The sequence below is a fragment of the Stenotrophomonas sp. FSL W7-1447 genome (assembly GCF_037966425.1).
GTDB classification, from domain to species: Bacteria; Pseudomonadota; Gammaproteobacteria; order Xanthomonadales; family Xanthomonadaceae; genus Stenotrophomonas; species Stenotrophomonas pavanii.
The window spans coordinates 442,616-455,707 of sequence record NZ_CP150199.1 but is presented as its reverse complement, the minus strand read 5'-3'; the positions used below and the strand labels follow the sequence as shown (position 1 = coordinate 455,707).

General features: G+C 67.6%; 12 protein-coding genes. 6 read left to right on the top strand and 6 right to left on the bottom strand.

Going from position 1 to position 13,092, the window contains the following annotated elements; all coding sequences use genetic code 11:
- Window positions 1-607: 607 nt before the first annotated feature.
- The 5 genes from NSQ78_RS02060 to tsaD form a co-directional block, all read right to left on the bottom strand.
- Entirely contained in the window at window positions 608-1,168 is a 561-nt protein-coding gene (locus tag NSQ78_RS02060) for a hypothetical protein (RefSeq protein WP_064237514.1), read from the bottom strand.
- Between the two features lie 129 nt (window positions 1,169-1,297).
- The gene (locus tag NSQ78_RS02055) at window positions 1,298-3,472 is read right to left on the bottom strand and encodes a glycoside hydrolase family 3 N-terminal domain-containing protein (protein ID WP_064237513.1); all 2,175 of its coding nucleotides are present in this window, start codon (window positions 3,470-3,472) and stop codon (window positions 1,298-1,300) included.
- Between the two features lie 128 nt (window positions 3,473-3,600).
- Window positions 3,601-4,872, bottom strand: coding sequence for a mechanosensitive ion channel domain-containing protein (locus NSQ78_RS02050; protein ID WP_064237512.1), 1,272 nt, complete (start codon window positions 4,870-4,872; stop codon window positions 3,601-3,603).
- 90 nt (window positions 4,873-4,962) lie between these two features.
- Window positions 4,963-5,316 (bottom strand): dihydroneopterin aldolase, encoded by a 354-nt coding sequence (gene folB, locus NSQ78_RS02045; protein WP_049465349.1) that lies wholly within the window; start codon window positions 5,314-5,316, stop codon window positions 4,963-4,965.
- Window positions 5,317-5,740: 424 nt separating this feature from the next.
- On the bottom strand, window positions 5,741-6,766 hold the full coding sequence (gene tsaD, locus NSQ78_RS02040) for a tRNA (adenosine(37)-N6)-threonylcarbamoyltransferase complex transferase subunit TsaD (protein WP_057494754.1): 1,026 nt from the start codon (window positions 6,764-6,766) through the stop codon (window positions 5,741-5,743).
- A 166-nt stretch (window positions 6,767-6,932) separates the two neighbouring features.
- Here tsaD and rpsU point away from each other — a divergent pair, with 166 nt between their 5' ends.
- The 6 genes from rpsU to NSQ78_RS02010 all read left to right on the top strand — a co-directional run bounded on the left by rpsU (window position 6,933) and on the right by NSQ78_RS02010 (window position 12,080).
- Window positions 6,933-7,148 (top strand): 30S ribosomal protein S21, encoded by a 216-nt coding sequence (gene rpsU, locus NSQ78_RS02035; RefSeq protein ID WP_002808376.1) that lies wholly within the window; start codon window positions 6,933-6,935, stop codon window positions 7,146-7,148.
- Between the two features lie 133 nt (window positions 7,149-7,281).
- The gene (locus NSQ78_RS02030; RefSeq protein WP_005415013.1) at window positions 7,282-7,725 is read left to right on the top strand and encodes a GatB/YqeY domain-containing protein; all 444 of its coding nucleotides are present in this window, start codon (window positions 7,282-7,284) and stop codon (window positions 7,723-7,725) included.
- A 105-nt stretch (window positions 7,726-7,830) separates the two neighbouring features.
- Window positions 7,831-8,751 carry a YihY/virulence factor BrkB family protein gene (locus NSQ78_RS02025; RefSeq protein ID WP_064237511.1) on the top strand — a complete coding sequence of 307 codons (921 nt, stop codon included), beginning with the start codon at window positions 7,831-7,833 and terminating at the stop codon, window positions 8,749-8,751.
- A gap of 61 nt (window positions 8,752-8,812) precedes the next feature.
- Window positions 8,813-10,552, top strand: a complete 1,740-nt coding sequence (gene dnaG / locus NSQ78_RS02020; protein ID WP_049465355.1) for a DNA primase — start codon at window positions 8,813-8,815, stop codon at window positions 10,550-10,552.
- A 27-nt stretch (window positions 10,553-10,579) separates the two neighbouring features.
- Window positions 10,580-11,080: a sulfur transferase domain-containing protein gene (locus NSQ78_RS02015; RefSeq protein ID WP_053461981.1), complete on the top strand. Its 501-nt coding sequence runs from the start codon at window positions 10,580-10,582 to the stop codon at window positions 11,078-11,080.
- Between the two features lie 28 nt (window positions 11,081-11,108).
- On the top strand, window positions 11,109-12,080 hold the full coding sequence (locus NSQ78_RS02010) for a bile acid:sodium symporter family protein (protein ID WP_064237510.1): 972 nt from the start codon (window positions 11,109-11,111) through the stop codon (window positions 12,078-12,080).
- 115 nt (window positions 12,081-12,195) lie between these two features.
- Here the strand turns inward: NSQ78_RS02010 and cyoE are convergent, their stop codons facing one another.
- The gene (gene cyoE, locus NSQ78_RS02005) at window positions 12,196-13,089 is read right to left on the bottom strand and encodes a heme o synthase (protein WP_049465359.1); all 894 of its coding nucleotides are present in this window, start codon (window positions 13,087-13,089) and stop codon (window positions 12,196-12,198) included.
- Between the last annotated feature and the right edge of the window lie 3 nt (window positions 13,090-13,092).

The window sequence follows — 13,092 nt, the reverse complement described above, 5'->3', positions numbered from 1 at the left end:
GCCGGCCGCTGGCCGGCACCCTGGATCCTTCCGGCATCCCGCGGTTGTAGCCAGCGGCCGGCACTACCCTTGCCAGACGGCCCCGCACGCGGGGGACCTTTACCTCGGTCTTCGTGATCGGCGCGCACCCGACGGTGCGCTGTGGCTGCTGGAAGACGGCAGGTAGTGCCGGCCGCTGGCTACATCTTGGATCCTTCCAGCATCCTGCGGTTGTACCAGCGGCCTACACTACCCTTGCCAGACGACCCCGCACGCGGGGACCTTCACCTCGGTCTTCGTGATGGGCGAGCGCATCCGACGGTGCGCTGTGGCTGCCGGAAGACGGCAGGTAGTGTAGGCCGCCGGCACCCTGGATCCTTCCAGCACCCTGCGCTTGTGCTCTACCAGCGGGCAGCACTACCCTTGCCAGACGGCCTCGCACGCGGGGGACCTTCACCTCGTTCTTCGTGATGGGCGAGCGCACCCGACGGTGCGCTGTGGCTGCTGGAAGACGGCAGGTAGTGCCGGCCGCTGGCCGGCACCCTGGATCCTTCCAGCATCCTGCGGTGGCCGGCCATCGGCCAGCACTACCCTTGCCAGACGACCCCGCACGCGGGGCCGTCTGCAGTCACTGGATGGTGATGACCCTCACCTCGGTCTTCGTGCAGGCCTGGTCCAGGCACTGGCCACTCAACCACACCTGGCCGCTGCCGATCATCACGCCCTGCTGGTTGACGAACACCTTGCCGAAGTCCTGCTCGGACACCGCCTTGACCACCTCCGGCGTGATGATCTTCTCGTAGTTGCGCTGGAACTCTCCGGGGCCGGAGATCTTCTTTCCGCCGCTGATGTTCAAGGGGAATCGCACTTCCTCGACCACCGCAGCGCGATCTCCGCCAACCACGGCGGCCTTGAACGCATTGAAGACCTTTTCGAACTGCGCGGCATCGCCAAGCAACGACTCGATGCGCGCACGCGCATCCTCGGCGGGCGCCTCGGCTGCCGGTGCAGCAGGTGCAGCAGGTGCAGCGGCGGGTTCGGCAGCCGGCGCCGGCGGTTCAGCGGCAGGCGCCGCTGCCGCGTTCGCTTCCATCGGCGGCGGCGCATCCACCGCAGGCTGCGCCGGCGGCTCAGGCTGCGAACAGGCCGCCAGCAGCAGGACGGGAATCAGGTAGGCCATCCGGCGCATGCGCGCACTCCATCAAAACAGGAAGCCCGATGGTAGCGCCGCCACAGTGAGGACAACAAAAAGGGGACGGAGGGGATTAAGTCGTTAGTGGCACAAACGACTTAATCCCCTCCGTCCCCTTTTTCTTGATCAGGCCTTCAGCAGTTCGAACTGCACCGCTTCGCCAGCGGCCGACGAGGCACAGACCCACAGGTCGAACTGGCCCGGCTCGGCACGCAGCACGCCATCGCGGCCGGTAAAGGCCAGCTGCTCGCGGGTCAAAGTGAACACCACTTCGGCCGACTCGCCCGGCTGCAGCGCCACCTTGCGGAAGTCCTTCAGTTCACGCACTGGACGCACGCGGCTGGCCACGCGATCGTGGATGTACAGCTGCACCACTTCCTCGCCCGCTACGCGGCCGGTGTTGGTCAGCACGGTGGTGATGGTCAGGGTGTCGTCCCAGCCGAGCTGTGCCGTGCTCAGCTGCGGCACGCCGTAGGCGAAGGTGGTGTAGCCGATGCCATGGCCGAACGGGTACAGCGGTTCGTTGGGAATCTCGCGCCAGCGCGCCTTGAACTCCGACATGGTCGGCAGTTCCGGGCGGCCGGTGCGCGGGTGGTTGTAGAAGTACGGCTGCTGGCCGGACACCTGCGGGAAACTGACCGGCAGGCGGCCGGACGGGCTGTAGTCGCCGAACAGCACATCGGCCACGGCATGGCCGGTCTGCGTGCCCAGGTACCAGGTCACCGCCACGGCCTGCGCATTGCGCACCGCGCCCTGCAATGCCAGCGCGCGGCCATTGCGCAGCAGCACCACCAGCGGCTTGCCGGTCATCGCCACGGCCTCGGCCAGCGCCTGCTGTGCCGGCGGCAGGGTGATTTCCACGCGCGACTGCGCTTCACCGCTGTAGCGCTGCGGTTCGCCCAGCGCCAGCACCACCACGTCGGCGCGCAGTGCGGCAGCCACAGCGGCTTCTGTGCCGCCGGGAATCGCGGCTTCCAGTTCGCAACCCGGCACGATTTCCAGCAGCGCTTCGTCGCCGATGGCGGCACGCACGCCGGTTTCCAGATCCACGTATCGCTGCTTGTCGCCGAACAGCGTCCAGCAGCCTTCGATGTTCTCGCGGTCCTGCACGAACGGGCCGATCAGCGCGATCTTCTGCCCGGTCTTCTGCAGCGGCAGCACGTTGTCACGGTTGTTCAGCAGCACGATCGAACGCCGCGCCGCATCGCGCGACAGTTCATCATGCGCGGCAAGGTGCGAGGTATCCGCTTCACGCGCCGGGTCCAGCGACCGGTACGGGTCGTCGAACAGGCCGATGGTCTCCTTCAGCCACAGGATGCGGCGCACGCCCTCATCCAGCACCGCCATCGGCACCTCGCCGCTCTCGACCAGGCCCGGCAGGTGCTCGGCGTAGAAGCCGCTCTGCATGCTCAGGTCCAGGCCGGCGGTGAACGCCTTGGCCGTGGCATCGCGGTCATCGGCGGCATAGCCGTGCGCGACCAGTTCCATGTCGGCGGTGTAGTCGGAGATCACCACGCCCGGGAACTTCCATTCGCCACGCAGGATGTCGGTCAGCAGTTCGGCATTGGCACTGGCCGGCACGCCATTGATGTCATTGAACGAGGACATCACGGTGATCGCGCCGGCATCGAAGGCGGCCTTGAACGGCGGCAGGTGCACATCGCGCAGGGTCTGCGGCGAGATGTCCACCATGTTGTACTCCATGCCGGCCATCACCGCGCCATAGGCGGCGAAGTGCTTCGGCGTGGCCAGCAGCGAATCGGCCGCACGCAGGTCGCTGCCCTGGAAGCCACGCACGCGGGCGGCGGCGAACGCACAGCCCAGCACCACGTCCTCGCCGGCACCTTCGGCGCCACGGCCCCAGCGCTGGTCGCGGGCGATGTCCACGGCCGGCGCATAGGTCCAGTGCAGGCCGGCAGCGGTGGCTTCGATCGCAGTGGCGCGCGCGGTGCGCTCGGCCAGGTCCGGCTCGAAGCTGGCGGCCTCGCCCAGCGGAATCGGGAACACGGTACGCATGCCGTGGATCACGTCGGCGGCGAGGATCACCGGGATGCCCAGGCGGCTCTCTTCGGTCGCGACCTGCTGGATGCGGCGGCCCAGTTCGGCGCCCACACCATTGAACAGCGAGCCGACCTTGCCCTCGCGCACCTGCTGCAGCACCTGGTCGGCATTGCGCACGTTGGCTTCCGGGTTCACGTCCGGGGCGAACGGGCGGACCATGTCCGCGAAGACACCCAGCTGGCCGACCTTTTCCTCGACGGTCATCTGGGCAATGAGGGATTCGATGCGATCGGAGGCCACCGGCAGTCCTTGATGAAAACGTTTACAAGCCCGGCATTCTAGCGATCCCGGGCGATTTTGCGAGAGGTTTCGTCATTCAGCTTCCTCCCCCGGCGGGACCCGCAGGCGCCCGCCAGGGGCACCGCAGCTTACTCCGACCCGGCCAGCTGGCGCTGCCCGGCCATCAACATGGCGTCGCTGGACGCCTGGAACACCCGCAGCCCGAAGGCCGGCAGGATCGCCAGCAGGTGGTCGAAGATGTCCGACTGCACGGCCTCGTACTCGCCCCAGGCGGTGCTGCGGGTGAAGCAGTACAGCTCCAGCGGCAGGCCCTCGGTGGTCGGCTGCAGCTGCCGCACCAGCAGGGTCATGTCGGTATTGATGCCCGGATGGCTGCGCAGGTAGCGCTCCACATACGCGCGGAAGGTACCCAGGTTGGTCACCCGGCGGCTGTTGACCTCGGCCACGCCCTGCTCGCGCAGGCGTCCGTTCCATTGCCCCAGCTCCTGCGCTTTCTCGCGCAGGTAGTCGCGCAGCAGCGCGAACTCGCCGAGGAAGGCCAGGTCACCCTCGTCCAGGAAGCCGACGCTGTGCTGGTCCAGGTACAGCGCGCGCTTGATCCGGCGCCCGCCGGCCTCCTGCATGCCGCGCCAGTTCTTGAACGACTCGGTCACCAGCTTCTTGGTCGGGATGGTGGTGATGGTCTTGTCGAAGTTCTGCACGGTGACGGTGTGCAGCGCGATGTCGATGACGTCACCGTCGGCATTCTGGCTGGGCATCTCGATCCAGTCGCCGATGCGCACGCGGCCATCGCCACTGATCTGCACGCTGGCCACCAGCGACAGGATGGTGTCCTGGAAGATCAGCATCAGCACCGCCGTGGCCGCGCCCAGGCCGGTGACCAGGTAGCGCAGATCGACCCCCGCCAGGGTCGCGACGATCGACAGGCCCGCGATCACGAAGATGACGATCTTGGCGACCTGCAGGTAGCCCTTGATCGGCTTGTTGCGTGCCTCGGGGCGGCGCTCGTAGAGATCATTGGCCGCATCCAGCGCATGCGAGAGGGCCAGCACCACGGTCAGGATCGCCCACGCCTGGCAGGCGCCGATGATGAAGCTGACCAGCCCCGGCGGCAGGTCCGGCACGATGCGGATACCCGAGGCGATCACCTGGCTGGGGACCACGTTCGACAGCCGCGAGATCACCCGCATCAGGTGGCTGCCGCGGCCGGTATCGGCGCCGGGAAGGCGGCTGAGCAGGCGCCGCAGGCCGCGCAACAGGATGCGCTTGGTCACCCAGTTAGCCAGGCCCGCAGCGACCAGCAGCGCCGAGATCATCAACGCCAGGTAGGCGCCAGGATAGGGTTCCAGTGTGTTCTGCAGTCGTTCCAGCCACTGTACCGCCACCACCGCGTCCACCATCCGTTGTCTCCTGTCTGTTTCGTTGTTACCAAGATTGCCGGTCAGCGGCCGGCACTACCGGGGTTTCCGGCCGGTGACCGGTTTGCCGGGTCAGTCGCGCGTGCGCTCGATGATCACGCCCACCGCGCGCGCGCCGCGCACCGCACCGGGCTTGCTCAGCTTCAGGCGAAGCCACTTCACCTCGAACTCGTCCAGCACGATCTGCGCGCAGCGCTCGGCCAGGGTTTCGACCAGGCCGAATTCCGACTCGCGCACGAACTGTTCCAGGCGCTTGCTCACTGCCTTGTAGTTCAGGGTGTGGGCGATGTCATCGGTGGCCGCGGGGCGTCGGTTGTCGAAGCCCATTTCCAGGTCGAACACCAGGTCCTGGCGGATCCGTCGTTCCCAATCGTAGATACCGATCAGGGCGTCGATCGTCAGCCCTTCGATGAAAACCTTGTCCATTGCGCGTACCGGCACGAATACAGGCGGCCATGGTAACGGCACGGCGGTGAGCCTGCCCGGAACGGGCGGTGGGCAGCCGGCGCGGGCCGGCCCGGAAAAGACAAAGGGCCCTGCTGGGCGGGGCCCTTTGGTACCTCTCAACGTCCCCGGCGGGAGCTGGAATCCAGCCGCGAGTCCCAAAGCACACGATGCAGATTGTGGCTGCCTGACGCGGCGGCGTTGCCCGCAGCTTTTCACCCGCCGCTTCGAGGGAGCCATCTGGACGCGGGGCTTGAAGATTGCGTTACCGCAGCTGATCCACGCGCGCTGCCCGCACACCCTGGGCTGGCTGCAGCACCATGAGCGGGCGACGACGGTGTTGGCGGCATCGCCATGGGCAGGGCGTGCGTAATGCGTCCGCCGGGCGAGGCCCGGCGCGACCGGCTCATACCGCCGGCAGCGTCGCCATGTCCCAGCGCGGGGTCACGTCCACCTTCGGCGGGCTGTGCTGGCCGGCCTGCAGCCGCAGCGCACCGGCGAAGGCGATCATCGCGCCGTTGTCGGTGCACAGCGCCGGCCGCGGGAAGCAGGCACGGCCGCCGAGGCGCTCGGCCATCTGCTGCAGGCGCGCACGCAGGCGCTTGTTCGCGCCGACGCCGCCGGCCACCACGATCACATTGGTTCCAGCCGCTTCCAGCGCGCGCTCGCACTTGATCGACAGGGTCTCGACCACGGCGTCTTCAAAGCCGCGGGCGATGTCGGCGCGGGTCTGCTCGCTCTGGTCACTGTCGCGCCAGGCCATCAGGACCTGGGTCTTCAGGCCGGAGAAGCTGAAATCCAGCCCCGGGCGGTCGGTCATCGGCCGCGCGAAGCGGTACGCGCCCGGCGTGCCCTGCTCGGCCAGCCTGGCCAGCTGCGGGCCGCCCGGGTACGGCAGGCCCATCAGCTTGGCGGTCTTGTCGAAGGCCTCGCCGGCCGCGTCGTCCAGGGTCTCGCCCAGCAGCCGGTACTGGCCGATGGCGTCCACCGCCACCAGCTGGGTATGGCCACCGGACACCAGCAGGGCCACGAACGGCGCTTCCGGCGGGTCGTCTTCCATCAGCGGCGCCAGCAGGTGGCCTTCCATATGGTGTACGCCCACTGCCGGCACCTCCAGCGCCCAGGCCAGCGAGCGGGCCACGCCCGCGCCGACCAGCAGCGCCCCGACCAGGCCGGGACCGGCCGTGTAGGCCACGCCATCGATATCGCCCACGCCGAGGCCGGCCTCGGCCAGGGTCTGGCGCACCAGTGGCAGCAGTTTGCGGACGTGGTCGCGGCTGGCCAGCTCAGGCACCACACCCCCATATTCGGCGTGCAGGGCGATCTGGCTGTAGACCGCGTGGGCGCGCAGGGCCGCGCTGCCGGACAGGTCGGTGTCATACACCGCCACGCCGGTCTCATCACAGGAAGATTCGATGCCAAGGACTCGCATGCCTGCTATTATGACGCCCCTGCCGCCCCCTCGGGGGACGTGCAGATCTCACTGCTTTCGAACCTCCGGCCCGTATTCAGGGTTGGCCGCTTGCAGTTTGTCTATTCGCCGCTATAATGTGCGGCTCGCCGGGCGTGACCCGGTTCTACTGTGTCCCGGAGATTCCATGCCCAGCGTCAAAGTCCGCGAGAACGAGCCCTTCGAGTTTGCTCTTCGCCGCTTCAAGCGCACTTGCGAAAAGGCCGGTGTGCTGGCCGAAACCCGCAAGCGCGAGTTCTACGAAAAGCCGACCCAGGAGCGCAAGCGCAAGGCCGCCGCTGCTGTGAAGCGTCAGCTGCGCCGCTCGTCGCGCGACGTCACCAAGCGTCAGCGCCTGTACTGATCGGACGCATCTTCATTGCGGCGGGCCTGCCTGTCGCGATGGAGCCGAAGCCGGCACGCGCGAGCGTCGCCGGCTTTTTGCGTTTCCGGGTTCGGGCAGCCGCCCCGCCCCACCTACCACCACGAGGTTCCTCATGAGCATGAAGCAGCAGCTCACCGAAGACATGAAGGCCGCCATGAAGGCGGGCGAGAAGCACAAGCTCGGCGTGATCCGCCTGATCAACGCTGCCATCAAGCAGCGCGAAGTCGACGAGCGCATCGAGCTGGACGACACCGCCGTGATCGCCGTGCTCGACAAGATGGTCAAGCAGCGCAAGGACTCGGTCAGCCAGTACGAAGCCGCCAACCGCGAAGACCTCGCCGAGATCGAACGCGCCGAGATCGTGGTCATCGAAGCCTACCTGCCGGCCAAGATGGGCGAGGCCGAGATCGTGGCCGCCATCCAGGCCGCCATCGCCGAGACCGGTGCGTCCGGCCCGGCCGATATGGGCAAGCTGATGGGCGCCCTGAAGCCCAAGCTCGCCGGCCAGGCCGACATGGGTCTGGTGTCCAAGCTGGTCAAGCAGCAGCTGGCGTAACCCGGCACGCGGGGTCGGATCCCTTCCGCAGCGCGGAAGGGCTCTGACCCCATTGATGCACCCGCTTCACCGCACCTTCGTCGGTCGCCTGCTACAACCGCACACATGGTTGAACCCGAGCCCAACGTTGCCGTGTCCCTGCACAAGTACCTCAAGCGCCTGCAGGACAGCTTTCCGATGGCGGTGGCCAAGCGCTTCATCGACGTCGACGTGCTGACCCAGGCAGCCTCCGTCTCGTTCTACGCCCTGCTGTCGATGGCACCGCTGCTGGTGCTGCTGCTGTGGCTGACCGCCTCGCTGTACCCGCCGGCACAGCAGGCGCTGATCGAGCAGATCGGCTCGGTGGCCGGCAGCAGTGCCGCGACCGTGGCCGAAACCGTCCTGAAGAATGCCGACAACCAACCGGACGTCGGCTCGTTGGCGGGCCTGTGGAGCACGCTGCTGCTGTTCGTGGGCGCCACGGCCGTGTTCGCGCAGCTGCAGAACGCGCTCAACCTGATCTTCCGCACCAGTGGCGAGCGCCTGGAGGGCATCAAGGCCTGGCTGCGCAAGCGCGTGTTCTCGTTCGGCGTGGTGCTGGCCCTGGGCTTCCTGCTGATCCTGTCGATGACTGCCACCACGGTGCTGCAGGTGGCCTTCGCACAGCTGCCTTCGATCCTGCCGGCGCTGGGCTACGCCACCAGCCTGCTGCTGTACGCGGTGGGGTTCGCTTTCATGTACCACTACCTGCCCGACCGTCGCGTGGCGTGGCGCCAGGCCTTCATCGGCGGTGCCATCACCTCGGCGTTGTTCGCACTGGGCCGCTACGGCATCGGCGTCTACATCGCCACCGTGGCACCGGGCAGCGCCTACGGCTCGATGGGTGCGCTGGTGATCTCGCTGGTCTGGATCTATTACGCCACCGTCGTGTTCTTCGTGGGCGCCCTGATGACGGCGGTGATCGACGAGCGCCTGCGCGCGCGCCACCACCTGGCCGCAGCCGGCATTGATCCGGCAACCGCCAGCCAGGTGCCCGACAGGGGGTAAACTAGGGCGACCGCCCCCGGTTCCGTCGCGTGGTCCTGCACCGCGCCCTGCCCTGTTGCCCATGGCCCGTATCCCCGACGCTTTCATCGACGACCTGCTGGCCCGCACCGACATCGTCGAGGTGGTGGGCAGCCGCGTGCCGTTGAAGCGACAGGGCAAGGAATACGCCGCGCGCTGCCCGTTCCATGACGAGCGCTCGGCCTCGTTCACGGTCTCGCCCACCAAGCAGTTCTATCACTGCTTCGGCTGCGGCGCGCACGGCACCGCGATCAGCTTCCTGATGAACTACGACCGCCTCGAGTTCCTCGATGCGGTGGATGAGCTGGCCAAGCGTGCCGGCATGGAGGTGCCGCGCAACGAGAACCCGCGCAGCCCCCAGCAGCAGGACGACAGCCGCGAGCTGTATTCGGCACTGGATGCCGCCGCCCGGTTCTTCCAGAAGAACCTGGAAAGCAGCGACAAGGCACGCAGTTACCTCGATGGGCGTGGCGTGGACGAAGAGAACCGCGCGCGCTTCCAGATCGGCTACGCCCCGGACGGGTACAGCGGCCTGCGCGATGCGCTGGGCAAGGACGAGCGGCGCATGAAGCTGCTCGACCGTGCCGGCCTGTTCTCCAAGAACGATCGCGGCCATGTCTACGACAAGTTCCGCGACCGGGTGATGTTCCCGATCTTCGATCGTCGTGGCCGGGTGATCGCCTTCGGCGGCCGCGTGTTCGAGAAGGACGACGGCCCCAAGTACCTCAACTCGCCCGAGACCGCGCTGTTCCACAAGGGCCGGGAGCTGTACGGCCTGTGGCAGGTGCGCCAGGCCAACCAGAAGATCGAGCGGCTGATCGTGGTCGAGGGCTACATGGACGTGGTCTCGCTGTTCCAGTTCGGCGTCACCCAGGCGGTGGCCACGCTGGGTACCGCCACCACGCCGGACCATGCCGAGCTGCTGTTCCGCAACGCGCCGGACGTGTTTTTCTGCTTCGACGGCGACGCCGCTGGCCGCCGCGCCGGCTGGAAGGCGCTGGAGTCGGTGCTGCCGCGCATGAAGGACGGCCGCCAGGCCTTCTTCCTGTTCCTGCCCGATGGCGAGGACCCGGACACCATCGTGCGCAAGGAAGGCGCCGAGGCCTTCAACGAACGCCTGAAGCAGGCCACACCGCTGTCGCAGTTCTTCTTCGACGAGCTCACCCGCGAGATCAATCTGGGCACGCTCGATGGCAAGGCGCGCCTGGCCGAGCGGGCAAAGCCGATGCTGGCACAGATTCCCGATGGTGCCTTCGGCGACCTGATGAAGCAGCAGCTGGCGCAGCTGACCGGGCTCGGCGGCAACGCGCAGTCTGCGCGCGCGCCGATGCCGCAACGCCAGCCACAGCGGACGATCCAGCCGGTGGCCAAGCGCAGCCTGGTGCGCGGCGCGATCGCCGTGCTGCTGCAGCAACCGTCGCTGGCGCTGACCCTGGGTGGCCAGCATCACTTCCAGGGCCTGCGCCTGCCGGGCGTGGAGCTGCTGCTGGAGCTGCTGGGGCTGGTCGAACAGCGCCCGGACATCAGCACCGGCGCCCTGCTGGAACACTTCGACGGGCGTGAGGAACAGGCTTCGCTGCATACGCTGGCGGCACAGACACTGCCCGGCACCGAAGCCAGCTGGACCCAGGAGCTGCACGACGCGGTGGCCCAGCTGGAGAAACAGCTGCTGGTGCAACGTCTGGAGGAGTTGTTGGCAAAGCAGCGCCAGCAGGGTCTGGACGATACTGACAAGTACGAGCTGCGCGAGCTGCTGAAGGCGCGCGCCGGACTGCGCCTGTAGCGGCAGACCGTTCCCACGGAGAAGACCATGCTGCTGCGCCTGACCTGCCTGCTGTTGTTGTCGCTCTGCCTGCCACTGGCGGCCCTGGCCGAAGAGGCATCCCTCAACGAGGTCCGGCCTGGCCTGTATGCCGGCGGCCAGCCCAGCGCTGCACAGCTGCGGGCCCTGGCCGCGCAGGGGGTGCGCACCGTGATCGACCTGCGCCAGCCTGGCGAGGATCGCGGTTTCGACGAAACCCGTGCCGCCGAATCACTCGGCCTGCGTTATGTGCGCATCCCGGTGGCCGGCGCCGACGGGCTCGATGCTGCCAACGTGCGCGCCGTGCACCAGGCCCTGCAGCAGAGCCAGGGGCCGGTACTGCTGCACTGCGCGTCCGGCAACCGCGCTGGCGCCGTGCTCGGCCTGGTCAACGCACGCTACGAACACGCCAGCCCCGAACAGGCCCTGCAGCTTGGCCAGCGCGCCGGCCTGAAGTCGCTGGAAACCGCCACCCGCCAGCGCCTGGCCACGCCGGTCACTTCGCCCTGAACCCTCCGCACCAAGGACACTGCCCACCATGACCCGCTGGTGGTCGCGCCTGCGACCGGACAATTTCACCCTCGCCCTGCTGTGCACCGTCGGCCTGGCCTCGCTGCTGCCGATGAAGGGCGCCGCCGCCATCGTGCTCGACGATGTCACCACCGTCGCCATCGCCGCGCTGTTCTTCCTGCACGGCGCGCGCCTGCCGCGCGAGTCGATCATCGGCGGCATGCTGCACTGGCGGCTGCACCTGACCATCCTGGCCTGCACCTTCCTCCTGTTCCCGCTGCTGGGGCTGATGTTCAAGCCGCTGTCAGGCTGGTTGCTGACCCCGGAGCTGTACCTCGGCGTGCTGTTCCTGTGCACCCTGCCCTCCACCGTGCAGTCGTCCATCGCGTTCACCTCGATGGCGCGCGGCAACGTGCCAGCGGCGGTGTGCAGCGCTTCGCTGTCGAGCATCCTCGGCGTGTTCCTGACCCCGCTGCTGCTGACCGCGCTGGCCGGTACTTCCGGCGGCGTGCATGACCCGCTGCATGCGATCGGCGGCATCATGCTGCAGCTGCTGGTGCCGTTCGTGGCGGGCCACCTGCTGCGGCCGTGGATCGCCGGCTGGGTGGAAAAGCAGCGCGCGCTGCTGCGCTACACCGACCAGGGCACGATCCTGCTGGTGGTGTATTCGGCGTTCGGCGAAGCCGTCACCGAAGGCCTGTGGAGCAAGACGCCGCTGCTGTCGCTGCTGGCGGTGGCGGTGGTCGCCGCCGTGCTGCTCGGCATCGCCATGCCGCTGATCACCTTCATCGCCCGCCGCCTGCGTTTCAACCGCGAGGACGGGATCGCCATCGTGTTCTGCGGCTCGAAGAAGAGCCTGGCCACCGGCGTGCCGATTGCCAAGGTCCTGTTCGCCGGCGGCAGTCTCGGCGCCATCGTGCTGCCGGTGATGATCTACCACCAGATCCAGCTGATCGTCTGCGGCGTGATCGCGCAGCGTTATGCGCGGCGCAAGCCCTGACCCGACCGGGAAGACATCCACGCATGGCGTGGATCTACTGTAGAGCCGGGCCCATGCTCGGCTGATGGTTGAACGGCGCCGGTGGATCCACGCCCTGCGTGGATGCATCAGCCCCTCACAGCCAGGGCAGGATCCAGTGGTCCACCAGCAGGAAGGCGAACAGCGCCATCAGGTAGACGATGGAGTAATAGAACATCTTCATCGAGAACAGCTCGTCCGGCGGGTCCAGCATGCGCCAGGCGTACCAGAGGAACACGGCATTGAGCACGATCGCGCCGCCCAGGTAGAACGCACCGCTCATGCCCACCAGGTAGGGCAGCAGGCAGACCAGCGCCAGCACCACCGAATACACCATGATCTGCCTGCGGGTGTGCACCACGCCGTGGGTCACCGGCAGCATCGGGATCTCGGCCTTGGCGTAATCCTCGCGGCGGAAGATCGCCAGCGCCCAGAAATGCGGCGGGGTCCAGATGAAGATGATCAGCACCAGCAGCGACGAGTACGCCCAGTCCGACGAACCCTGCATGCCGGTCACCGCGGCCCAGCCCAGCATCGGTGGCATCGCCCCGGCCAGGCCACCGATGACGATGTTCTGCGACGTCGCACGCTTGAGGTACACGGTGTAGATCACCGCGTAGCCGATCAGCGAGGCGAAGGTCAGCACCGCGGTGATCAGGTTGACCCACAGCACCAGAAGGGTCATCGACAGCACGATGAGCACGCCGGCGAACACCAGCACCTGCCATGGCTTGACCTTGCCCACCACCAGCGGCCGCCACGAGGTGCGCGCCATCTGCGCATCGATGTGCGCGTCCAGCAGCTGGTTGATCGCGGCCGCGGCCGAGGCCGCCAGCCAGATGCCGAGGAAGCCGAGCAGGCCGGCGCGCACCTGCTCCCAGCTGGGCACGCCCGGAATGGCCAGGACCATGCCGACCAGCGCGGTGAACACGATCAGGGCGACGACCTTGGGCTTGGTCAGGTCCCAGTACTGGCGGTAATTGGAAAACATGGA